Consider the following 22,385-nt stretch of genomic DNA (forward strand, 5'->3'; position numbering starts at 1 on the left):
GGTGTGATTGGCAATGGCATTTGAAAATCCGAGCCGCGAGCAGATCAAGGAAATTTTGCTGAATGCCGGAAATATCGCCGTCGTCGGATTATCCGACAAAACCGACCGGACCTCGTATATGGTAGCTCAGGCTATGCAGAGCAACGGGTATCGCATCATTCCGGTTAATCCGTCCGTCAGCGGCGAAATTTTGGGCGAGAAGGTTTACGCTTCCCTGAAAGACATTCCCGAGCCGGTGGACATCGTCAACGTGTTCCGCCGCAGCGAATACACGCCGGAGGTAGCGCACGAGGCCGTGGCCATCGGGGCGCGGGTGCTATGGCTCCAGCTGGGCATCGCCAGCGACGAAGCCTACGAAATCGCTTCGCAGGGCGGCCTGACGGTCATTATGGACCGCTGCATTAAGGTGGAAGACAGCATCTTGATCGGCAAACGTTAAGAAACCTATCGCAATCCAGGGACCCGGGTCTTCATTGATCCGGGTCTTTTTCTTTTTAATTTAGGGAGAAATTCCTTTGACAAATTTGTGAAGCTGGGCTTACCATAAAGAATTAGAGAGAGGGTATCCTATGGTTGAAATAGGATTTTAGGGGGTCGAAACATGATACAGGGTATCGGAGCAGCAGCGGGCGTAGCGATCGGCAAAGCTTTTGTGCTGCCCGCCTGGGAGTGGGATGTGCCGGATCGCCGGATGGAAAAGGTCGATCTTGCCAAAGAATTCGAAAGATTATACGAAGGCATCCGTACGTCCAAAACCGAAATCGAGTTCATGAAGAATGAAATTAAAGAAACGGTCGGTGTCGAGGAGTCCAGCATTTTTGACGCCCACATCGCCATTTTGGAAGACCCGGTGTTTATGAGTGAAATCCAGGGGGTCATCGAACGTCAATACAAGGCAGCCGAGGTGGCGGTCAAGGAAGCGATCGACCATTTCGTCACCATGTTCGATCTGCTGGATGATGAATATATGAAAGAGCGGGCGCTCGATATTAAGGATGTCGGCAACCGGCTGCTGAAGCACTTGCTCGGTACGCCGGAAATTACGCTGCCCGCGGATACGCAGCCTTATATTTTGGTTGCGAAGGAGCTCTCGCCGTCGCAGCTTGTCCACTTGAACCCGGACAACGTGCTCGGGATGGTGACGATGGCCGGGGGGAAAACCTCCCACTCCGCCATCATGGCCAGGGCGATCGGCATACCGCTTGTGTCCGGCCTGGAAGAACAAAAGCTGGATCGTCCGATCCAGACCGGCGACCTGCTGATCATCGACGGTGACGAAGGCCTGATTTATTTGGAGCCGGAGCGCCATCTTGTCGACAAGTATGCCGAAATTGCGGAAATGCAGCGCCGGAGAAAGGAACAGCTGCAGCTGCTTGCGTCCGTCGAAGCCGTCACTAAAGACGGATACCGCATTCGACTGGCCGGCAATATCAGCTCGGTCAAAGATTTGGAGCTTGCGGTCAAATACGGAGCCGAGGGCGTTGGCTTGTTCCGTACGGAATTTCTGTATATGGACCGGCCGACGTTTCCGACCGAAGACGAACAATTTGAAGTTTACCGCCAGGTTGTCGAGAAAGCGGGAGGTCATTCGGTCACGATCCGGACGCTCGATATCGGCGGGGATAAACAGCTGGAGTATTTTTCTTTGCCGGATGAAGAAAATCCGGTCCTCGGTTACCGGGGAATCCGGATCAGCCTGGACGCGAACGAGCTGTTCAAAACCCAGCTCACCGCCATTTTGCGGGCCAGCCATTACGGCCACGTGAAAATATTGTTTCCGATGGTTTCTTCTCTGGGTGAAATCAGGCAAGCCAAACGGATGCTCGAGGAAGCCAAGCAAGAGTTGAGAGAAAGAGGAATTCCTTTTAGCAATGCGGTGGAATCGGGGATTATGATTGAGGTTCCTGCCGCAGCGGCCATCTCGGATTTGCTGGCGAAGGAGGTCGACTTTTTCAGCATCGGTACGAACGACCTGGTACAATACGTGCTGGCCGTGGACCGGATGAATGAAAAAATCGCCCATATGTACAATCCGTATCACCCGGCGGTCCTTCGTTTATTGAGACAGACCGTATCGGCCGCCAAAGATGCGGGCATCCCGGTAAGCGTCTGCGGAGAATTGGCCGGCGACGAAAGGGCGCTGCCGATTTGGCTCCATCTGGGGGTTACCAATCTGAGTATGTCGCCGCAGGCTTTGCTCAGAGTCAAGCACCGCGTGCTGAACACATCGGAGGCCGAAGGGCAGGAAGAAGGCAAACGTTGCTACGGGTTGACCTCAAGCGAAGAGATCGAGGCGGAGCTGACCCGCTTTTTGGGCAAAGATCCCGTTCGGGGATAAAAGATGGAACCATTATGTCATCATAAAACTGCTCCCTATTGCGGGGGCTTTTTTTATGTGCGTGAATGTTCGGAATTCAAAGTGAACGACCTCCACACGTATCGGTAACATTGTGTATAATAAGTCAAAATAGGGAATAAATCGCCGCGGAAAGCGGAAAAAGGCAGGACTGCGATATGACAACACTGCTTATCGTCGAAGACGACATGAGTTTGAATAAAGGAATCGCGCTGACGCTGGCCCAGGACGGGATTGAAATCGAACAGGCCTATGACCTGAAGACGGCGGAGAATCGGTTTGCCGGGGGAGACATTGACCTCATCGTACTCGATGTGAATTTGCCGGACGGGAGCGGCCTTGATTTTTGCGAAAAAATCAGGCAGACCTCGCGGGTACCGATCATCTTTTTGACGGCCAACGATATGGAGTCCGACATCGTGCTCGGCTTCGAACTGGGCGGGGACGACTATATTACGAAGCCGTTCAGCCTGATGGTGCTTCGTTCCCGGGTGATGGCGGTGTTGCGGAGAAGCCGTTCCATTCATGAGGACAAGTTGGCGATCGGCCCGCTGGTCCTCGATTTCGGGAGAATGGAGTTCCGTAAACGAGGGCAGAGCCTGTCGCTCAGCAAAACGGAGCAGAAATTGTTAAAGGTGCTGGCGTCCAACCGGGGCCGCATCCTGACAAGAGAACAGCTCATGGACCGGGTATGGGACCGTGAGGCGGAGTTTGTGGATGAAAACGCGCTGACGGTGACGGTGAAGCGGCTGCGGTCCAAAATCGAGGACGACCCGTCGGCGCCGGATTATATTAAAACCGTTTACGGGCTTGGGTACGTATGGGCCGAAGGGGACGGGAGATGAGAAAAAAACGCGGACGTCGGTATTGGAGCGTGATCTATGCGATTTTTGCCGGGATGTTCCTGCTGTTGACGGCGGGGTACGTCGGAGCGGTAACATATAATACCGGTTTGGATCCGGCAATTGGGTGGGCATCCGTTTTCTTCGTTCTTTTCTTGTTGCTGCTCGCCGCCGCCCTGATTTGGACGATGCAAAGGGAGGCTTCCTTCACCGCAGAGGTGTTAAGCGAAATGTTGGACGGGGCCATCAGCGGCCGGCCGCGGCAAACGGGCTATACGGAAAGTGTGGCCTCCGCGCTCGAGCACAAAGTCACCCGCTATGTGGAACTGACCGGTACCCATGAACGCAAGCTCGAAACGGAGAAGAGCCGCATCAAATCTCTTATCTCCGACATATCCCACCAGACGAAAACCCCGCTTTCCAACATCATTTTATACATCGGACTGTTGGAAGAAGCCCCGGGGCTCGGCGAAGAAGCGCGCCGGCATGTCGCCAGCATCAAGGATCAGTCGGCCAAGCTGGACTGGCTGATTCGGTCCCTGGTCAAAATGTCGCGGCTCGAAACCGGCATGATCACCATCCGGCAGGATCCCGCTCCCGTCATCGAGACGATAACCGGCGCCGTTTCGCAGATTTACGCGGCTGCCGAGCGGAAAGGGGTCGCAGTCCGCATTCAATGCGATCCCGCGATCATGGCAAGGCATGATCCGAAGTGGACCGCAGAAGCGCTGTTTAATCTGCTGGAGAACGCGGTCAAGTACGGTAAATCTTCCGGCGGAAGCCTCCATGTTTCGGTTCAGGCGAACGAAATGTTCACCCGGATCGACATCGCCGATAACGGAATCGGCATTCCGGAAGACGAACGGAACGATATTTTCAAAAGGTTCTTTCGCGGAAAGGGAACGGCGGAATATGAAGGAGTAGGCATAGGCTTGTATCTGACCCGCGAAATTATCGCCGCCCAAGGGGGATACGTCAAGGTATCCTCGGTTCCCGGCGAAGGCTCCGAGTTCTCCGTTTTTTTGCCGGCGATTTAAGCACGGGAAAGAAAGTGACCATTCCGTTATATTTCTGACACCGCGGTGTCAGATTAATTTGCTACATTGAGTCTGTACCGGCAGGTACGGACTTTATTTTATTGATGGGAGAACGGTTATGTCCATATTGCAAATTGATCAGTTGAAGAAATATTACGGCAAGGGCGAATCGGTCGTCAAAGCGCTGGATGGGGTGTCTCTTACCGTTGAACGGGGAGAGTTTGTTGCGATCGTGGGCACGAGCGGAAGCGGCAAAAGCACGCTCCTCCATATGATGGGCGGATTGGACCGGGCGACGGAGGGCAAGGTTTTTGTGGATGGCAACGATATTTTCGGCATGAATGACGAACACTTGACGATATTCAGAAGGCGGTCGGTCGGCTTTATTTTTCAAAGCTATAATCTGATTCCGATCTTGAATGCCTATGAAAATATAGTGCTGCCGATCGAGCTTGACGGAACCCCGGTAGATAAAGAACATGTGGACCGGATCATCGGAGCCCTCGGGCTTAAGGAAAAGGTGCATCATCTGCCGTCAAGCTTGTCCGGAGGGCAGCAGCAGCGGGTGGCGATCGCCCGGGCGCTTGCGACCAAACCGTCCATCGTGCTGGCGGACGAGCCGACGGGGAACCTGGACAGCAAGACGAGCCAGGAGGTCATGATTCTTCTCAAGCAGCTGAGCGAAAAATTCGATCAAACGATCGTCATGATCACCCATAACGAAGAAATCGCCCAAACGGCCGACAGGATCATCCGGATTGAAGACGGCCGCATCCAAAACCGACCGGATATCGTGCACGGGGCGGGGAGGTAAGCCATGATCATGCGGACGAATCACGGGAAATCCGTTGCGCGGTTGGCGACACGCAGTCTGCAAAGCAACCGCATGCGGGGGCTGATGATTGTTTGTGCCATCGTATTGACGACGATGCTGATTACCTCGGTGTTTACGATGGGCTTCAGTATCAACAAGTCGATGGAGCGGACGCAGATGAGGACGGCGGGCAGCGACTTCCACGGTAGCTTCAAATACCTTACTCCGGATGAGGCGGATCAGTTGGCGAAGCATCCCTTGATCAAAGAGTATGGGCGGGCCGTCCTCGTGGGTTGGGCTACGAATGAGGCGTTCAGGGGCTCCAGCGTGGAAATCGATCAGGTGGATGAAAACTCCGCCAAGCATAGCTTTGTCCGTTTCATCGAAGGCGGGTTGCCGGCCGGGGAAGATGAAATCGTCATGAACGACTGGGCTCTCGATCTGCTCGGCATCCCTCATCAATTGGGCGCGAAGGTAGACCTGGATATGGAGATCGATGGGAAGCCGATGTCCAAGACCTTCAAACTGTCGGGTTATTTTAAAGCCGACCAGTATCTGGCCATGTCGGGAATGGCATTTGTATCCGAGGCATTTGTCAGGGAAAATCTGTCCGGGATCGATCCGCTTCAAACCAGGGCGACAGGTTCCTACGTGAACACGACGCGGCTTGAGGTCCTCTTTAACAATTCCTTCGGTATCGAGGACAAAATCAAGAAGGTGATGTCCGACACCGGCGTGGATGCGGACTATGGAGTGAATTGGGCTTATGCCAGCGTCGGCATTTTCGAAGATCCGATTAATGTGCTTCCTTTTGCCGGACTGATCCTCATCACGATGCTGAGCGGGTATTTGCTGATTTATAATATTTTTCATATTTCGGTCATCAGGGATATCAAATTTTACGGTTTGCTCAAAACGATCGGGACGACGCCGCGGCAGCTCCGAAAGATCATTACGATGCAAGCGAACCGGCTTTATTTGATCGCATTGCTGCCGGGGCTTCTATTCGGGTACGTGGCCGGACGGTGGCTAACTCCGATGATGAACGCTTTTTCGTCGCAGGAGGATGTGATGACGTTCTCGGCAAGTCCGCTTATTTTTGTAGCCGCCGCGCTGTTTTCGTATCTGACCGTCCGGATCGCTGCAAGCAAACCGGGACGTACCGCTTCGCGAATTGCGCCTGTCGAAGCCGTGAAATTTACGGGGTTGAATGATGGGGGAAGGAAAAAGAAAAGACTTTCGACACACGGGGCCAAATTATTCCGCATGGCCTTGGCGAACGTGCTTCGCCATAAAAAAAAGCTGGTGCTCATGCTGGCCTCCTTATCGCTGAGTCTGATCCTGTTCAGCATTGTTTACACGGTAATCGGCTCGCTGAGCGTGGACAAATACTTGAGCTCGTTTATTTCCGGCGACTTCGTGTTGAAAGAAAAGCCGGCCAATGGCCCGGCCCATTTGGATGCGGGAACGACCGCGGTTACGGAGGAGATTGTAAAATCCCTGGAGGGCAGCGATGGGATCGAGAGTGTCGATAAGGTGTATTATCAGCCGATATTTTTAAAAATCAACGAAAATATCAAAAGCCTGCTGGAGCCTTTGGCTGAAAACGAAGACCCCCGAAAGCCCATGTTCGGATCCATTTTGAATATGGGAACCATTGAACTCCAGCTCCATGGAATCGGTCCGGGCTGGTATGATGTTCTGCAAAAGGATGATTTTGTTTCCGGCACGTTTGACCGGCTTAAGTTTGATTCCGGGAATTACATCTTGATCACGGAAACGATTCTGGATGGAGACAAGGATCTCTATGCGTCGTATTACCAACCGGGGGAAAAAATAAAATTCGATGGAATGGATAAAGAATACGAGGTAATGGCGGTGTTGAGGCAGGATGCCCTCTATGCTGCCGGAACGCAGTTTTATACGGGCGGAGGCTTTAATGTATTTTTTCCGGCCGAGGAATTTGCACGTGCGATTGAACATCCGGGGATCTTGTCGGCGACTGTCCATGCCGATCCCCCCAAGCTGGACCAAGCGGAACGAATGTTGCGAGCGCTGGTCGACAGCAACTCCGATCTGATGATGAAGTCCAGGGAGGACTACAAGCAAGAAATGAACGGATTTATCCGCGTCTTTCAAACGATCGGTTACGGGCTCACATTCATTATCGCGCTCATCGGCATCTTGAATTATTTGAACACGGTCACCACCGGCATCATTTCCCGGCGGAATGAATTCGCGATACTGGAAAGCATCGGCATGACCGGAAAACAATTAAAAACGATGTTAATATTTGAGGGGATGTATGGAGTATTGTTCGTCGGGATTATCGGCGGCACGGCCGGGCTTTACCTTACCTATCTGGTCGCAAAGGGAATTGCGGATAATTTGGCCTTTACCGTATTCCACATGTCCGGTTGGCCGATCTTGTCGGCAATTTTGATTCTGTTTGTCGTCTCCTTCGTGATCACGCTTACCGCCTACCAATCACTGGCCAAGGCGACGATCGTGGAGAGGCTGAGAGAGGCGGAGTAACCACCGCGAAATGAAAAACGGACCGTTCAAGGGCAGCCTTGTCCGGTCCGTTTCATGTCTCATTGTGCTTTTTATCGCGCCGCCAAAGCGTCTACAAACGCTTTTCCGTATTCGGGCAAATCCGGCGGGCGTCTCGCGGAGATAATATGTCCGTCGGTGACGACAGGCTCATCCTTCCAGACCGCACCGGCATTTTCCATATCGTCGCGGATCCCCGGCGTGGAAGTGACGGTGACCCCTTTCAGGATACCGGCGGAAATCAGCACCCAGCCCGCATGGCAAATTTGTCCGATCGGTTTTTTGGCCTGATCCAGTTCGCGAATCATATCCAGCACTTTCCCATATCGGCGAAGCTTGTCAGGAGCCCAGCCTCCGGGCACGAGAATCCCGTCATAGTCGCTGGCACGGATTTCCTCGAACGCAAATTCGGCCTCGGCGGGCACGCCGTATTTGCCGATGTATTTTTTACCTTTCTCCAGGCCCGCCAAATGCACCTCGGCCCCTTCTTCACGAACCCGATAGATCGGGTACCAGAGCTCCAAATCCTCAAATTCTTCATCGACCAATGCGATTACTTTTTTGCCAGTTAATCTCATATTCGTCTCCTCCTGTCTTCCGAAACTCTTGACGAAACTCGGTTTCAATATTTTAATTGTATCAAAAATACTAGTTTCTTTCGCGTATATTTCGTAATTCCCAATAAAATGTAGAGGTTTTGATGAGGTGATCCTGTGGCCTTTTTGTGCCGTTGCGGACAAAATATGAGCCTCGGTTTTCGGCTGATTATTTTCGAACATAAGTACCAGGTCGACCGGGTTCCGATTCTAGAATGCCAAGAATGCAATTACTATGAATTATTGCCTTTCGTTAAAGCGGATCTGATAGATTTGATCCGGCAATTGAAGCAGCGTGAGAAATGCGGACGCGTATTTTTTACCGAATTGAATGAATTGGCCGATGTGATGTATGGACTGTACTCACAAAGGGAAGAGATGGATAGAAAATCGTTTGATCACCTTCTTGTGAAGAATTGCGAGGAGCGGATCAACCTGTTGCTGGATTTATACGGGTGCGCCCAAAAAATGAACGATACGGCATGGATGAATGAAATCACGGTCAGGCTGGCCCCTTTGTCGAAATATGTAAAAGAACGTCAATTTCTTGGAATGAAATAAAAGGATTTCATAATAATTTGTCAGTTCATGTTGTTTTTAACCTCCCCTTTTTGGTAAGATATTGATAGAAAAAATGAAAATCGTTTTCTGAAAGGGGATGGAAATTTTGTCCGCCTTAGCGAGGATCACTTCGATTGACCATCTGCACAGCGCTTTGAGCGCGTCTTCGGAACAACCGCTTTTGCTGTTCAAGCACAGCACGAGATGCCCGATCAGCAAAGGTGCTTACCGGCAAATGGAAAATTATTTGAATGACGCTCCGAATGAAAAAATTACATACGGGCTGATTTACGTTGTAGAGGACCGTGAAGTATCCAATGAAGCTGCGGACAAGCTTGGTGTCAAGCATGAGTCGCCGCAGGCGATTCTGATCAAGGACGGCCAGGCAGTATGGCACACGTCCCATTCCCGCATTACGGAAGAAACGCTGAAAGTAAATCTGATGTAAATGAAGCGTTATCATTGCACAAAGTAGTATTTTGTCGTATCATAAATTTAATTGATGCACAGGACTTTGAGGCGATGGACGAGTGAAAATCTATGGCAATGGAGAGAAGAATGTGACGGTTACCATTTACGATGTGGCACGTGAAGCGGGCGTCTCGATGGCTACGGTTTCACGGGTTGTGAACAACAATCCGAACGTGAAGCCGCAAACCCGGAAGAAAGTTTATGAAGCGATTGAACGTTTGGGATATCGTCCGAATGCGGTGGCAAGAGGCCTTGCCAGCAAGAAGACGACTACGGTAGGCGTAGTAATCCCGGATATTTCGAATTCAATTTTCGCGGAAATTGCTAGAGGCATCGAAGATATCGCCAATATGTACCATTATAATATTATTTTGTGTAATGCCGACAAGAAGAAGGAAAAGGAAATCCGTGTTATCAACACCCTGCTTGAGAAGCAGGTGGACGGGCTGTTGTTCATGGGCGGAACAGTGACGGAAGAGCATATTCAAGCCTTCCAGACTTCCTCCGTACCGATCGTGCTTTGCGCGACGAGCGACGAGAACGGAATGATTCCATCGGTCGACATCGATCATGAAGCGGCTGCGTTTGATGCCGTTAGCACGCTTGTCCGCCACGGACACCGGCATATCGCGATGATCAGCGGAACCTTGCAGGATCCGGCGAACGGTTATGCTCGCTTCCAAGGTTATAAACGCGCGTTGGAAACGGCGGGCATTCCTTATGACGAGGATCTTGTCCGCATCGGCAACTATCGTTATGAATCCGGCGTGGAAGCGATGAAGTATTTCCTGGGCTTGAAAAAGCGCCCTACAGCCATTTTTGCCGCAACCGACGAAATGGCCATCGGTGCGATTCACAGCATCCAGGACGAAGGTTTGAAAGTACCGGACGATTTCTCCATTATCAGCGTCGACAATATCCGGATGGCCTCCATGGTGCGTCCGCAGCTGACGACGGTTGCCCAGCCGATGTACGATTTGGGTGCCGTGGCGATGCGTCTGTTGACGAAGCTGATGAAGAAGGAAACCGTTGAGAATCCGCGGGTTATTCTGCCTCACGAAACAATTTTGCGGTTGTCCGTCAGTCATGTTTAAAGGCTGATTTTAAATTATAAATAGATTAGACAGACAAATATATGAAAAAGGTTATAAACGGAAAAAAAGCTCCTGCTAAGGAGCTTTTTTTAGGATCATCCGGAACTTAACATTCGATATGGAGTGTGAAGAGTCATGACCACGATCGGAATTATCGGAGCCATGGATGAGGAAATCGCTTTGCTGCTTCAAGGTTTGGAGGGGCAGGAGAGGACGGTTCAGGCAGGCTTGGCATTTATATCGGGACGGTTTCGCGGCAAGAAGGTTGTCGTGTGCAAATCGGGGGTCGGAAAGGTGAATGCGGCCGTAACCGCGCAAATTTTGATCGACCGGTTTACTGTGGATGCGGTGTTTTTCACGGGAGTGGCCGGGGCATTGAATCCGGGACTCGATGTCGGAGATATCGTCATATCTTCCTCCTGCCAGCAGCATGATATGGATTGCTCGGCCATCGGCATCCCACGGGGGATCACCCCGTATCAGGAAGTATCCGATTTTCCCGCCGATCCCCGGCTGATCAAGCTCGCGGAGGAGGCATGCGCAAGGATCTGCAAGGATCACAAATTCATGGTCGGCAGAGTGCTGTCCGGGGACCAATTTATAGCGGATCAGGAAATGGTCCGTTTTCTGCATGAAAGCATGGACGGGGCTTGCGTGGAAATGGAGGGCGGCGCGGTCGGACAGGTTTGTCACATGAATTCGGTTCCTTATGTCATGCTGCGTTCCATGTCGGACAAGGCGGACGGAACGGCGGACGTGAATTTTGCCGAGTTTACCGCCGCCGCTTCCAAACGCTCCTTTGAAATCGTGGAAAATATGATTCAACATTTTAACGGGCTATAAAGTCAGTTCCGGGTAATCCTGCATGGCAACCGCGAGAGTCTCGCGGTTTTTTGCCGTGATTTCGGATCTTCTCGGAATTCCTTCCCAACGTGACAAATCGTCGAGCCAGGTTTCGGGAAGCGGCAGCTCGGTTTGGCTTTGCCACTTGTCGATCCAGGATCGCGGAAGACGCCCCTCTGCGGCCTCTTTTTCCTTAGGAAGGTCCAGCGACCTTTTTAACGGATGATGGCTCATTTCAAGCCACAGCAGGCTCCAGGCCCGGGGAACGACGCGCCACATGTCATATCCACCGCCGCCGACGGCGACCCAACGTCCTTCGCAATAGGTATGGGCCAGCTTGTGCAAAATCGCGGGCATTTTACCGTAAATGTCCATGCTGCAATGCATATGGCTTAACGGGTCCAGCGCGTGCGCGTCGCAGCCGTGCAGGCTGACGATCAGATCCGGCTTAAAATAGGCGGTCAACCGGGCGATGGATTGTTCGAAACATTCCATCCAGGAATCATCCTCGGTATAGGGCTGCAGCGGAATGTTCAAGCAAGCCCCGTATCCTTGATGCTCGCCTCTCTCATTGATATGGCCCGTACCGGGGAATAAATATTTGCCGGTTTCGTGGATGGAATAGGTACACACCTCCGGGTCAGAGTAAAAACTCCATTGAACCCCGTCGCCGTGATGAACATCGGTATCGACATACAGCACTCTTGCCCCGTAATGACGTCTGGCATAGGCGATGGCAATCGCCGCATCATTGTATACGCAGAAGCCCGCCGCTTTGGCGGACAGGGCATGATGAAGTCCGCCCCCCAAATGAAGGGCGTGGGCCGCCTTGCCCGACATCACGGCTTCTACGGCCGTAATCGTGCCTCCGGCGACATAGGAAGCCGCTTCATGCATTCCCGCAAAATAAGGCGTATCCTCATCCATCAATCCGTACCGGTCTGCACGGTCGATCCATTCCGAATCCGGCTCGGCCTCGCTTAGCGCTTTGACGGCCTCGATATAACCCGGCTGATGAATAAACTGCAATTCTTCTTCGGTGGCGGGCCTGGAGTCCAGCATTTGGGAGGGGGAAAGAGCCCCGATATCCGTAAGGAGATCCAGAGTGAGCCGCAGCCGTAGCGGGTGGAACGGATGATGATCGTGAAACCGGTAGCTGAGCGCCTTATCGTGATGGACAAATAAAGCGTTTCCAGACATGTTGTCACTGTCCTTCCTTTGAATCTAGTATCAATACATAAAGCGCTGCTGGAAACGGATTCTGTCAAACCGCTCCTCGGATTCGATCGGGACCTCCTTGCCGATCCGGACCATCAAACAGTTGGCGGGATGCGAACAGATTTCCGGATCGTCCGTGGCGTACCAAACCATATCGACCGTCTGCATCAGGCGCTCCATCATTTTTCGGTAATCCCAGACGGATAGGCCGCTATTTTTGAGATCCCAATGCCAATAGTACTCCGTCGTAAACACGATGTACTTCTCCATTTGACCGTCCTCAAACGCGGTCCGGATCATGCTTGACCCGATTTTCAGCGAACGGTATTCGTCCGCCACCTCGATCGCTCCGAGTTCGATCAAATCTTCCATATTACCCTGCGACCAGCGTTCCATTTCGTCGGGATAGTGGAAGGTAACGTAACCGACGATCAGGTCATTCTCCCGGGCCAAAATAATCCGCCCTTCCGGAAGCCCGGCAATTTCGATTAAGGCTTCCAGTTGATCCTCCGGCCGGCGGAATGCGTCCAGGTCCGGATGCATGCGCAGGGTCCGCAGATGGGACGGTGTTACCGGGCCTTCCAGAACAATTTCACGATCTTCGTGGGGCAGGGTGTGGCGGATATACGTTTTTCGGTGTTCCATCAATGCCGCCTCCTTTGCTCATTCCACTCACTTATAACAGAAAAATGAAAATTTGAAAAGTATAGCCGCTGGTCAAGGCGTGTGATATAATGGTTTCCGACATAAATTTTTCACATTTTTCACTTGACATCTTGACAAATGCCTAACCCCTTCACTAAAACGATATTTGTATCCGTTTTCAAGATTGATGATAAAGGGAGGATGGAACGATGAGTCAATTGCAAGGAGAAATTATTTCGGCAGGATCCCCTTCTTCCAATTTGGGGAATTATGAGGAAGCGTATGCAAATTTCAGCTGGGAGGATGTTGAAAAACAGTTTTCCTGGTATGAAACGGGGAAGGTCAACATGGCGTATGAAGCGATTGACCGTCATGTTGACGCGGGGAAAGGCGAGCGAATCGCGCTGTTGTTCAACGACCCGACGAGGCAAGAAGTTTACACTTTCCAAGAGCTGCAGGAAAAGTCGAACCGGTTTGCAAACCTGCTTCGCAGTCAGGGGATCGCCAAGGGAGACCGGGTATTTGTGTTTATGCCGCGAAGTCCGGAATTATACGTCAGTATTCTTGGGATCATCAAAATCGGCGCGGTGGTCGGCCCCTTGTTCGAAGCGTTTATGGAGACCGCGGTCAAAGACCGTTTGGAAGACAGCGGCGCCGTCGCTCTCGTGACGACAACCGCTTTGCTGCCAAGGGTAAAACGGGATGAACTCCCTTTGCTTAAATCTATTTTTCTCGTTGGTGAACAAATCGAGCCGGAAGAGGGCATTGTCGATTATTTTAAAGGGATGGAACAGGCTTCGCCGGAAACCGAGATCGAGTGGGTGAACCGGGAAGACGGTTTGATTCTGCACTATACATCAGGGTCAACAGGAAAGCCTAAAGGCGTATATCACGTGCACAATGCAATGCTGCAGCACTATTATACGGGCAAGGTCGTTCTTGATCTGCAAGAAGACGACGTCTACTGGTGCACTGCCGATCCGGGCTGGGTTACCGGTACGTCGTACGGTATTTTCGCTCCATGGCTCCACGGGGTCACCAACGTCGTCAGAGGAGGCCGGTTTAGCCCCGGGGACTGGTACGACACGATTCAGCGGAACAAGGTAACGGTATGGTACAGTGCACCGACCGCTTTCCGGATGTTTATGGGCGCAGGGGAAGATATCGTGAAGCAATACGATTTGTCTTCGTTGCGGCATATTCTGTCCGTAGGCGAACCGTTGAACCCGGAAGTTGTGCGCTGGGGCCACAAGGTTTACGGACACCGGATCCACGACACCTGGTGGATGACCGAGACGGGGGGACAATTGATCTGCAACTATCCGTCCATGCCGATCAAGCCGGGATCGATGGGACGGCCTGTTCCGGGCATTGAGGCGGCCATCATTGACGATAACGGCAAGGTGCTGCCGCCGAACCGGATGGGGAATTTGGCGGTCCGCACGCCATGGCCGTCCATGATGAGGCTGATCTGGAACAACGCTCCGAAGTACGAGGAATATTTCCGTATTCCGGGATGGTACATTTCAGGCGACACGGCTTATATGGATGAAGACGGATACTTCTGGTTCCAGGGACGGATCGATGATGTCATCAACTCCTCAGGGGAGCGCATCGGACCTTTCGAAGTGGAAAGCAAGCTGGTGGAGCATCCTGCGGTCGCCGAGGCGGGCGTGATCGGCAAGCCTGACCCGACGCGAGGGGAGATCATCAAGGCGTTTATTTCCTTGAGGGAAGGCTATGAACCGACCGATGAGCTGAAGGCGGAAATCTCCCGGTTCGTCAAGGAAGGATTGTCCGCACATGCGGCTCCGCGGGAAATTGAATTTAAAGATAAACTGCCGAAAACCCGATCGGGTAAAATCATGCGGCGCGTTCTGAAAGCCTGGGAGCTGAATCTCCCGGCCGGTGATTTATCAACGATAGAGGATTGAGGTTAAAAAAAGAGCTGCACTTCAGAAATTCATTTTTCCGAAGTACAGCTCTTTATTGTTTATAGGCTCGGCATGCTTGCTGCAGCCGATGGCGAGGATTCTCCCGCATCGTTGAATGCCGTTACCTGAATCCAGCCGACGTTGCTGTCGCTTTTGAAGGTGAACGATGTTCCTGCAGTGGAGCCCATCTTGTTAAACGGGCCGCCTTCGGAATCGGCGAAGTAGATGTTATAGCCGGTGATCTGATCGGTTTCCGTTCCGGCAGCCCAGCTCACCACAACGCCGTTCTCGCTTCTTTGGATACTCACCTGTCCCGGCGTGCTAGGCGGGGAAGAAAGATCTCCCGGCGTCGAAATAGGATCAGTTCCTCCGATGCCGCCGTTATCTCCCCAATTATCCGGTATCCAGCTGTCATTACCGACGATCGCGCTCGGCTGGGATTCCTTACCCGCCACATCGACAGCCGTCACGTAATAGGTGGTGCCGAAACCGCCGCTACCGGTATCGGATATCTCCGTCGCTTCCCCCGCAAGAGCGGCCTGGCCGGTGTATTTGAACGTACCGCCGCCCTCAGAACGGTAAAGACGATAACCCACGACGTCTTTTTCCGCATTCTTGCTAAAGGTTACCTTCGCTTTACCGCCTCCGGAAACCAGCTGGACATTCGCCGGCGCCGCAGGGGCGCTTCCGTCGTCGGTCCGCGGATCCGGCTTCGTCGGAGCGTCTTCCCCGGCATCCTTAGGCATATAATAGCTAAGCGATTTGCGTTCGCCTTTCATCGAGGCGAAGGCCTTTTGTAATTCATCGACCAGTTCCTTGATCGATTTCTCGCGCTTCACGACCACTTTCTCGCGAACCATATCGGAAGGCGTGGTGTCATGCGGGATGTAATTCACGCCTTCATAGGTGATGTATTTCATCCGGACAAGGACGTCTTCCGATTCTTTAGGCACATATTTGGCATTAAAAATGTCGGTGACCAATTTCCCGGATTGTCGGGTGAGCTCGGTCGGAAGTTTGCCGCTATAACCGGACACGGTGGCTTTAACGATGCCGTCCGGTTTCGTAAACTCCTTGGTCGCGAACAGATCGGGCTCCTTCTCGGTTACCTCGTTCATCACCAGGGACCAAATGGATCGAGCTCGGGATTTGCCCGCATCGGACAACGTATTGACCGAATCTTTGTAACCGATCCAGACGCCGAGAGTCACATCCGGCGAATATCCCATAAACCATACGTCCGCATAGTTTTGCGTCGTGCCCGTTTTGCCGACGACCGGAATTTCCCCGTACTTTTTAAAAGCTGACTTAATCGATTTCCCCGTTCCGTCTGTAATTACCGTACGAAGCATGTCGGTCATAAGATATGCCGTCTGCTTCGAAAAGACGCGCTGAGGCTCGGCTTCGTGCTTATACACGATATTACCTTTCGAATCGGCAATTTTGGCGATCATGTAGGCGTCGTTGAATTCGCCGCCGTTCGCGATGGCGGAATACGCATTGGTCAATTCTTCAACGGTCACGCCGTACTTCAGGCCGCCAAGCACCCCGGTCTGGGCCGAGTAGTCCTGTTCCTCGAGCGTAGTAATGCCGAGCTTTTTGGAAAAGTCCCATGCCTTTTCGATGCCTACGGTTTGATTGAACAATTTCAGGGCCGGTATGTTGCGGGACTCGTTCAGTGCCGTCCGGGCGGTAACAAGCCCTTTATAGCCGCCGCTCGAGTTCACCGGAATGTGGTAGCCCTTCTGATAATCCCGCAGAATGATCGGCGAGTCGTCGATGATGCTGGCGGGTTGAATCAATCCTTCCTCCATCGCCGGCAAGTAAGCCGCGATCGGCTTCATCGTCGAACCGGGCTGGCGGATCATTTGAGTAGCATAATTCATTTGCTCCGTATAAAAGTCCCGGCCTTCGATCATGCCCAAAATCGCTCCGGTACGATTGTCGATCATCATGGCCGCAACCTGTTCCAGGCCTTTGGTTTTGCTCTCCGGGGAGAAATTGTCCTTGTTCTCCGAAACTTTGTGCATCGCATTGTAGACTTGTTTATCGATCGTGGTATAGACCCGATACCCGCCCGTCAGCAGCTCTTGTCTCGCTTCCTCAAGAATCTGCGCGTTGCCTTCAATTTCTTCCCTGGTCATTTCCGGATTGTTTACCATGGCTATCGCCAAGGCGCCTTGCCGCTCCGTTTCTAGCATTAAATAAGGAAATGTTTCATAAGCTTTCTTAGTCGTGGGTGCAAGCGATCCTTTAAGATCAAACGCTAAAGCTTCGTTATACTGGGCATTCGTGATTTTGTTCTCTTCCAGCATGCGCTGCAGCACAAGGCGCTGCCGCTTCATGGCCTTTTCGAATGCATCCTCCTTGAATTCCCCTTTGCCGTTGAAGACCGAATACGTGGAAGGGGACTGAGGCAATCCGGCAAGGTAGGCGGCTTGGGCAATATTCAGGTCGTTAAGGTTGGAAATATTGAAGATGCCTTTGGCTGCCGCTTTAAGCCCATATACCTGATAGCCGTTGGAGCCGTTTCCAAACGGAACCTTATTCAAATATGCCGTAAGGATCTCATCCTTGGACAAAAAGCGTTCCAGCCGGAGCGCGAGCAAAATCTCTTTCACTTTCCGGTTGTCCGTCCGGTCCAGATTCAGGAACACGCGGCGGGCAAGCTGCTGCGTTAAGGTGCTGCCGCCGGTTTGAATGTCTTCCTTCAGAAGGCGCTGTTTGACGGCACGCAACGTGCCTTTGAAGTCGATCCCAATATGTTCTTCAAAATTGTTGTCTTCAATCGCTATGACGGCATCGATCACCGACGAAGGGATCTCTTCGTAGTTGACGGGCCGCCGGTCTTCCTCAGAACGAAGCTGACCGATCGGCTGTCCATCCCGGAAATAGGCGAAACCGGTCATTTCATTATGATTGATTTTTTGCTCGATATCGGCACGCGATCTCACGGGCTCGTCTTTGACGATCGACGAGACGTATCCGAACACGGCTCCTCCGGCAAATAAAGCCCCGGCAAAACCGAGAAGCACCAGCCAACCGAATGTTTTCCACACCCAGCGTCCTTTGCCGCGTTTTTTGCGCTTAGGGGCTGATTTCTTGCTGCGGGAAATGCTCTGCCCGTTGTCCGAACCGTTATCGTTCTTATGAACCATCGACGTTCCTCCTTTTTAACAGCAACATTATAGCACAAAAACCCGGGTTTGACTTCCGTCAAGAGGATGGAATGTGAATCGGGAGGGTTGCAAACCGGTAGTGTCGGGGCATAGCAGGCTGCACATACATCCGACTTTTGGGCTTTCCAAGCTGATGTCGTCGGATTACTATCACAGTGATCTCTTTTAGCTTAAGTAGGGGATATCGGGGAAATGAAAAAAACCGGCCAAGCCAGAGGCTTGAGCCGGTTTTTGCAATTCTTAACGGTTGTAGAACTCGACGATTTGCTTTTCGTCGATGTCTTGGGACAACTCGGAACGTTCTGGCAGGCGGATGAACTTGCCTTCCATAGCGTTGTCGTTGTACTCCAGGTAAGCCGCAAGATGCGTGCGGTTTTCCAAGGCTTCCTTCACGGAAGACAAGCCGCGGCTTCTTTCACGAAGGCTGATCACGTCGCCAACGTTGACGCGGTAAGAAGCGATGTCCACTTTCTTGCCGTTTACGGTGATATGACCGTGAGCGACCAATTGACGCGCGCCTGCACGGGAATTGGCGAAGCCCAGACGGTATACGAGGTTGTCCAGACGGCTTTCGAGCAAGATCATGAAGTTTTCACCAGCGATACCTGGCGCTTTTTGCGCTTTGGAGAACAAAGTACGGAATTGTTTTTCTCCCAAACCGTACATGTGGCGCAATTTTTGTTTTTCCAAGAGCTGCGCTCCGTAGTTGGATACCTTTCTCCGTTGGTTAGGACCATGTTGTCCAGGAGGGAAAGGGCGTTTCAAGTCTTTGCCTGTCCCGCTCAAAGAAATGCCGAGACGGCGGCTCAGTTTAAATTTAGGACCAGTGTAACGTGCCATTGTATAGGTAGACTCCTTTATTCATGTAATTTTCGTGTAGGGTTCTACTTGCGCGGGTTTTGTTTGGTCGGGCGGAGGATAGAAAATAAAAATCCGCTCTCTGACAAGAAAGTTCAGCCGCTGTCTTGTCAGCAACAAAAACCGAGAGGGTGCTCGCATGCGTTACGCCCTAATCAAGATCCTATCCAGATCTTTTATCAACAATAAATATTATATGAATCGCCATTATATTGTCAAGCGGGGGTTTTTGTTTAATAAGCGAGAAATATGTCGATAGGGCTTTTGTCCTAAAATTATAGGGTAAAATGAAGGATTTTTAATGCAAAACAGTTAGGAAGGTAGTAAAATAACATATATAATATAACGGAAAATAAGATGATCTGGCCAGTTGCAAGTTCAGGCAGAATTACAAAGCTTCGTGTACACCATCTCACTGCAATACCGCAGAGAAAGAGGAGCTTAGTCATGACAAAACGATCAATAGATGACGACATCATGCAGCCAATCAAGCCGGATAACAGCCTCGCTCTGCCGCAACCGCTGGAGAAGGAGGGGCAGAGTTACTGGCCGGGTCTACAGGACATTACAACCTATGACTATCCGTATTTATCATCGCTTCTTCATAGTTCGTACACGGATTGGATGCAAGAGCTGGAAGACCTCTGCGTCCCTCACCGGGCCTCGTGGCATTTTGCGGATTTTTCCGGAGAAATGCTGGAGCCGGGAGCTTCCGAGTTGCCTGAAAAAGAACATAACGTCATGATTGAAACGATCCGGTTCTGCCTGAAGCTGGGAGATACCTACGTCGCCGATTTTCCCGGGGGAGTGTGCATCGCCGTACCGATTTTGACGCGTCATGCGGGAGAAGCGTTTGCCGCTGTCGGATGTTTGCTGCATGGCCTTAAGGAAAACGAGATTGACGGTGCGCGCTCTTGGGTAAACATGGCGGCCCGCCTATACCGAGTCTGTTTCTATAAGAGATTCGAGTCCCTTTTTGTTTCGGACGTATTGCAGATGAACAAACAAGCGGACAGGGAAGAGTACAGAAGATCGGTCTTATTCCAAATCGTCCAAAAATTGCACGACAAAATCGATGTCGACTCGGTTCTCACCGAAGTGTTCGAACGGATTTCCGGGATGTATCCCGAGGCGAACGTCGAACTGCTGATGTCCCAGGATCACCGCAGCCGGGATCCCCGGGTGAAATCGCTGCAACTGCAAGGTTCGCGGGATTCGATGTGCGTCCAGGCTTTTATGGAAGGCAGGATGCTGCGGGAAGAACAAACGGACGGCGACGGCCGGTACCATCTGAATATTGCCGTTCCGCTGATGGGAAAACAGGGCGTCTACGGGGTCTTTCATCTGCAAATTCCCGGAGGGCAGCTTGAGGAAATCGACCTGCAACTGATCAACATGCTGGCGGATACGGCCGGTTCGGCCTTCGAGAACGCGAAATTGTACGAGCAGTCCAATCTGCTTGTCAGCGAGCTGCGCCTGATTAACGAATTGACGAAAAGGCTCAATCAGAGCTTGAGGTTAAAGGAAGTTTTCAAATTTGCGACAGAGGAAATGCTGTCGATCTTCAAGGCGGAATATTGCTGCATTACCCAAATGGAAAAAGAAGGCGAATTTTTTGAAATTATGGCCAGCAACGTCCCTTCGCTTTCCAAGGAGTTTTTTCCGAAAAATTACGGATTCAGCGGCCTTGTATTTTCGACGCGCGAACCTATTATTTTGTCCGATTACAAGGAGTACGACCAGATTACCTCAAAGCTGATGGAAGACACGGGGGCCCGTTCCCTCATCGTCGCACCGCTGCTTGTCAGGGGAGAAGTGATCGGGACGATTATGCTGGCGCACCGGTCAGAGCGTTTTTTCTCGTATGAAAATTTCAGGCTGCTACAGGTGCTGTCCTCTCACATCGGGCTGGCGATCGCGAACGCATCGCTGCATGCGGAGGTCCGGCGAATGGCCAACCACGACATGTTGACGGGGCTGTATGCCCGCCATTACATGGACGACCGGATTCAGGAGCATCAGAAGCGGGATGAAGAAGGCTCGCTGATCATCGTCGATATCGATATGTTTAAGCAAATCAACGATACTTTCGGTCACCAGACCGGAGACAAAATATTAAAGCAAGTATGTGCCATTATCAAAAGCTCGGTGCGAAAAACGGATATTCCCGCAAGATGGGGCGGCGAAGAGTTGGCGATTTATTTGCCGGGAGCCGGCGCCGACGCCGGTTATCAAATCGCCGAAAACATCCGGCTGCGGGTAGCGGTTGAAACGGACCCGAAGGTCACCGTATCCTGCGGCGTAGCCGAGTGGACGAAAGACAGCGGGAAGATCAGCGTGGAATCGCTTTTTGATCTGGCGGATATGGCCCTGTACAAAGCTAAGAAAAACGGAAGAAATCAAACGCAAATCGGCTTGAATCCCTAAAGCGTAGCCTGATCCCCTGCATAGATTCCCGCACGTGGGACAGGCTACTGCATAACATACCCAATCCGGAGACGGCATAAAATGTTCCGGTAGGAAAAGAGGCGTCATGTTATGCAAAAAGGATGGATCAGGCCGATTTGTTTTTTGTTCATCCTGCTGCTGTTGCCGGCTTGCGGGCGAACCGATTCGAGAAATGCGGAGGATTGGTTTGCGCTGACCTGGTCGGGGCTCGCGGGATGCGATTCCTTGTCTTTTCGGGGCAATGCGGCAATTTATCGCGGACAGTCACAATTGGAGGAAACGGTGAATTATTCGGGGCAATTGAGCGATCATCATCAGTTGACCATGCGTGCCGTACGCTCTTCTACCGATTCCGGCGTCGGTAACGGCGGAGTTCAGGCTGCGGCTGAAGGCAAGAGGAAGGCATATCAAACCGAACTCAAATGGAACGGGAGCGCATGGGGGCTAAAAACGGATCATTACGATGCCCTCGAGCTCGGCATGGCCCGGATTAATCCGCTCGATCAGCTCGAGGAAATCCGTTCGACGAGCAAATCCATAACCTCCGAAAAGGCCGCCGCTAGGGGGACAAGAGTGCTGAGAATCGAGCTCGACCCCAAGGAAGCGAAGGACCGGCTTTCGAGTAAGCTGACCGAAGAGATGAATGCGGTGAAGAGAGGATGGAAAGGGCGGCTTTCCAGTGTTCCGGCCGATCGCAGGCAAAATGTGGAACGCGAGCTGGAGGCCAAATGGAAATTAGGTATGGAACAGCTGGCGGCCATGCTGGAGCAGGCGGATGCCAAAGCCGTGTACCATTTATCGATTAACCGGAATACCGGCTTGCCGACCAGGCTTACCTCCGAAACGAGCTTGAACTATGTCGGCCCGAACGGCTCCCGGGAAAACGAGGTGCTCTATACGGACAACCGTTTTGAAAATTTTCGCTGACCCGGGCTT

General features: G+C 51.9%; 18 protein-coding genes. 13 read left to right on the forward strand and 5 right to left on the reverse strand.

The features are described from left to right. Window positions 1–13 precede the first annotated feature (13 nt). The 6 genes from ACSFXJ_RS09995 (at window position 14) to ACSFXJ_RS10020 (ending at window position 7,584) form a co-directional block, all read left to right on the forward strand. Window positions 14–439 carry a CoA-binding protein gene (locus ACSFXJ_RS09995; protein WP_435925726.1) on the forward strand — a complete coding sequence of 142 codons (426 nt, stop codon included), beginning with the start codon at window positions 14–16 and terminating at the stop codon, window positions 437–439. A gap of 162 nt (window positions 440–601) precedes the next feature. Further along, window positions 602–2,338, forward strand: coding sequence for a phosphoenolpyruvate--protein phosphotransferase (gene ptsP / locus ACSFXJ_RS10000; RefSeq protein ID WP_435925000.1), 1,737 nt, complete (start codon window positions 602–604; stop codon window positions 2,336–2,338). A gap of 176 nt (window positions 2,339–2,514) precedes the next feature. Then, window positions 2,515–3,201, forward strand: coding sequence for a response regulator transcription factor (locus ACSFXJ_RS10005; RefSeq protein WP_435925001.1), 687 nt, complete (start codon window positions 2,515–2,517; stop codon window positions 3,199–3,201). Next, a complete protein-coding gene (locus ACSFXJ_RS10010; protein ID WP_435925002.1) occupies window positions 3,198–4,235 on the forward strand; it encodes a sensor histidine kinase in 1,038 nt (345 codons plus the stop codon). The genes ACSFXJ_RS10005 and ACSFXJ_RS10010 overlap by 4 nt, the downstream gene beginning before the upstream one ends. 118 nt (window positions 4,236–4,353) lie before the next feature. Then, the gene (locus ACSFXJ_RS10015; RefSeq protein ID WP_435925003.1) at window positions 4,354–5,049 is read left to right on the forward strand and encodes an ABC transporter ATP-binding protein; all 696 of its coding nucleotides are present in this window, start codon (window positions 4,354–4,356) and stop codon (window positions 5,047–5,049) included. A 3-nt stretch (window positions 5,050–5,052) separates the two neighbouring features. Beyond that, complete coding sequence (locus ACSFXJ_RS10020; protein WP_435925004.1) at window positions 5,053–7,584, forward strand: ABC transporter permease; 2,532 nt, start codon at window positions 5,053–5,055, stop codon at window positions 7,582–7,584. Between the two features lie 71 nt (window positions 7,585–7,655). On the opposite strand, the gene ACSFXJ_RS10025 is transcribed toward ACSFXJ_RS10020, so the two are convergent. Then, window positions 7,656–8,180: a type 1 glutamine amidotransferase domain-containing protein gene (locus ACSFXJ_RS10025; protein WP_435925005.1), complete on the reverse strand. Its 525-nt coding sequence runs from the start codon at window positions 8,178–8,180 to the stop codon at window positions 7,656–7,658. A gap of 135 nt (window positions 8,181–8,315) precedes the next feature. On the opposite strand from ACSFXJ_RS10025, the gene ACSFXJ_RS10030 reads away from it, so the two are divergent. From ACSFXJ_RS10030 to ACSFXJ_RS10045, 4 genes are all read left to right on the forward strand, one after another. Next, window positions 8,316–8,759 carry a hypothetical protein gene (locus ACSFXJ_RS10030; protein WP_435925006.1) on the forward strand — a complete coding sequence of 148 codons (444 nt, stop codon included), beginning with the start codon at window positions 8,316–8,318 and terminating at the stop codon, window positions 8,757–8,759. 106 nt (window positions 8,760–8,865) lie between these two features. After that, window positions 8,866–9,207, forward strand: a complete 342-nt coding sequence (gene ytxJ / locus ACSFXJ_RS10035; protein WP_435925007.1) for a bacillithiol system redox-active protein YtxJ — start codon at window positions 8,866–8,868, stop codon at window positions 9,205–9,207. A 112-nt stretch (window positions 9,208–9,319) separates the two neighbouring features. Then, window positions 9,320–10,324 carry a catabolite control protein A gene (gene ccpA / locus ACSFXJ_RS10040; RefSeq protein ID WP_435925727.1) on the forward strand — a complete coding sequence of 335 codons (1,005 nt, stop codon included), beginning with the start codon at window positions 9,320–9,322 and terminating at the stop codon, window positions 10,322–10,324. A gap of 135 nt (window positions 10,325–10,459) precedes the next feature. Next, window positions 10,460–11,167: a 5'-methylthioadenosine/adenosylhomocysteine nucleosidase gene (locus tag ACSFXJ_RS10045; RefSeq protein ID WP_435925008.1), complete on the forward strand. Its 708-nt coding sequence runs from the start codon at window positions 10,460–10,462 to the stop codon at window positions 11,165–11,167. Here the strand turns inward: ACSFXJ_RS10045 and ACSFXJ_RS10050 are convergent. Beyond that, a complete protein-coding gene (locus ACSFXJ_RS10050) occupies window positions 11,162–12,367 on the reverse strand; it encodes an acetoin utilization protein AcuC (protein ID WP_435925009.1) in 1,206 nt (401 codons plus the stop codon). The genes ACSFXJ_RS10045 and ACSFXJ_RS10050 overlap by 6 nt on opposite strands. 30 nt (window positions 12,368–12,397) lie before the next feature. Next, window positions 12,398–13,030 (reverse strand): GNAT family N-acetyltransferase, encoded by a 633-nt coding sequence (locus tag ACSFXJ_RS10055; protein ID WP_435925010.1) that lies wholly within the window; start codon window positions 13,028–13,030, stop codon window positions 12,398–12,400. A gap of 209 nt (window positions 13,031–13,239) precedes the next feature. On the opposite strand from ACSFXJ_RS10055, the gene acsA reads away from it, so the two are divergent. After that, window positions 13,240–14,964 carry an acetate--CoA ligase gene (acsA, locus tag ACSFXJ_RS10060; RefSeq protein ID WP_435925011.1) on the forward strand — a complete coding sequence of 575 codons (1,725 nt, stop codon included), beginning with the start codon at window positions 13,240–13,242 and terminating at the stop codon, window positions 14,962–14,964. A 59-nt stretch (window positions 14,965–15,023) separates the two neighbouring features. On the opposite strand, the gene ACSFXJ_RS10065 is transcribed toward acsA, so the two are convergent. Beyond that, entirely contained in the window at window positions 15,024–18,122 is a 3,099-nt protein-coding gene (locus ACSFXJ_RS10065) for a transglycosylase domain-containing protein (protein ID WP_435925012.1), read from the reverse strand. Window positions 18,123–18,383: 261 nt separating this feature from the next. After that, on the reverse strand, window positions 18,384–18,983 hold the full coding sequence (gene rpsD / locus ACSFXJ_RS10070) for a 30S ribosomal protein S4 (protein WP_435925013.1): 600 nt from the start codon (window positions 18,981–18,983) through the stop codon (window positions 18,384–18,386). A gap of 465 nt (window positions 18,984–19,448) precedes the next feature. Here rpsD and ACSFXJ_RS10075 point away from each other — a divergent pair, with 465 nt between their 5' ends. Continuing rightward, window positions 19,449–21,428, forward strand: coding sequence for a sensor domain-containing diguanylate cyclase (locus ACSFXJ_RS10075; RefSeq protein WP_435925014.1), 1,980 nt, complete (start codon window positions 19,449–19,451; stop codon window positions 21,426–21,428). Between the two features lie 111 nt (window positions 21,429–21,539). Then, window positions 21,540–22,376 carry a hypothetical protein gene (locus ACSFXJ_RS10080; protein WP_435925015.1) on the forward strand — a complete coding sequence of 279 codons (837 nt, stop codon included), beginning with the start codon at window positions 21,540–21,542 and terminating at the stop codon, window positions 22,374–22,376. Window positions 22,377–22,385: the final 9 nt, after the last annotated feature.

This window comes from Paenibacillus salivarius (assembly GCF_051307165.1).
Taxonomy (GTDB): domain Bacteria; phylum Bacillota; class Bacilli; order Paenibacillales; family Paenibacillaceae; genus Fontibacillus.

Bases quoted from the DNA above. Each gene is read 5' to 3' on its own strand.
- ACSFXJ_RS09995 (WP_435925726.1), top strand. From the start codon at position 14: ATGGCATTTGAAAATCCGAGCCGCGAGCAGATCAAGGAAATTTTGCTG.
- ptsP (WP_435925000.1), top strand. From the start codon at position 602: ATGATACAGGGTATCGGAGCAGCAGCGGGCGTAGCGATCGGCAAAGCT.
- ACSFXJ_RS10005 (WP_435925001.1), top strand. From the start codon at position 2,515: ATGACAACACTGCTTATCGTCGAAGACGACATGAGTTTGAATAAAGGA.
- ACSFXJ_RS10010 (WP_435925002.1), top strand. From the start codon at position 3,198: ATGAGAAAAAAACGCGGACGTCGGTATTGGAGCGTGATCTATGCGATT.
- ACSFXJ_RS10015 (WP_435925003.1), top strand. From the start codon at position 4,354: ATGTCCATATTGCAAATTGATCAGTTGAAGAAATATTACGGCAAGGGC.
- ACSFXJ_RS10020 (WP_435925004.1), top strand. From the start codon at position 5,053: ATGATCATGCGGACGAATCACGGGAAATCCGTTGCGCGGTTGGCGACA.
- ACSFXJ_RS10025 (WP_435925005.1), bottom strand. From the start codon at position 8,180: ATGAGATTAACTGGCAAAAAAGTAATCGCATTGGTCGATGAAGAATTT.
- ACSFXJ_RS10045 (WP_435925008.1), top strand. From the start codon at position 10,460: ATGACCACGATCGGAATTATCGGAGCCATGGATGAGGAAATCGCTTTG.
- ACSFXJ_RS10050 (WP_435925009.1), bottom strand. From the start codon at position 12,367: ATGTCTGGAAACGCTTTATTTGTCCATCACGATAAGGCGCTCAGCTAC.
- ACSFXJ_RS10055 (WP_435925010.1), bottom strand. From the start codon at position 13,030: ATGGAACACCGAAAAACGTATATCCGCCACACCCTGCCCCACGAAGAT.
- acsA (WP_435925011.1), top strand. From the start codon at position 13,240: ATGAGTCAATTGCAAGGAGAAATTATTTCGGCAGGATCCCCTTCTTCC.
- ACSFXJ_RS10065 (WP_435925012.1), bottom strand. From the start codon at position 18,122: ATGGTTCATAAGAACGATAACGGTTCGGACAACGGGCAGAGCATTTCC.
- rpsD (WP_435925013.1), bottom strand. From the start codon at position 18,983: ATGGCACGTTACACTGGTCCTAAATTTAAACTGAGCCGCCGTCTCGGC.
- ACSFXJ_RS10075 (WP_435925014.1), top strand. From the start codon at position 19,449: ATGACAAAACGATCAATAGATGACGACATCATGCAGCCAATCAAGCCG.
- ACSFXJ_RS10080 (WP_435925015.1), top strand. From the start codon at position 21,540: ATGCAAAAAGGATGGATCAGGCCGATTTGTTTTTTGTTCATCCTGCTG.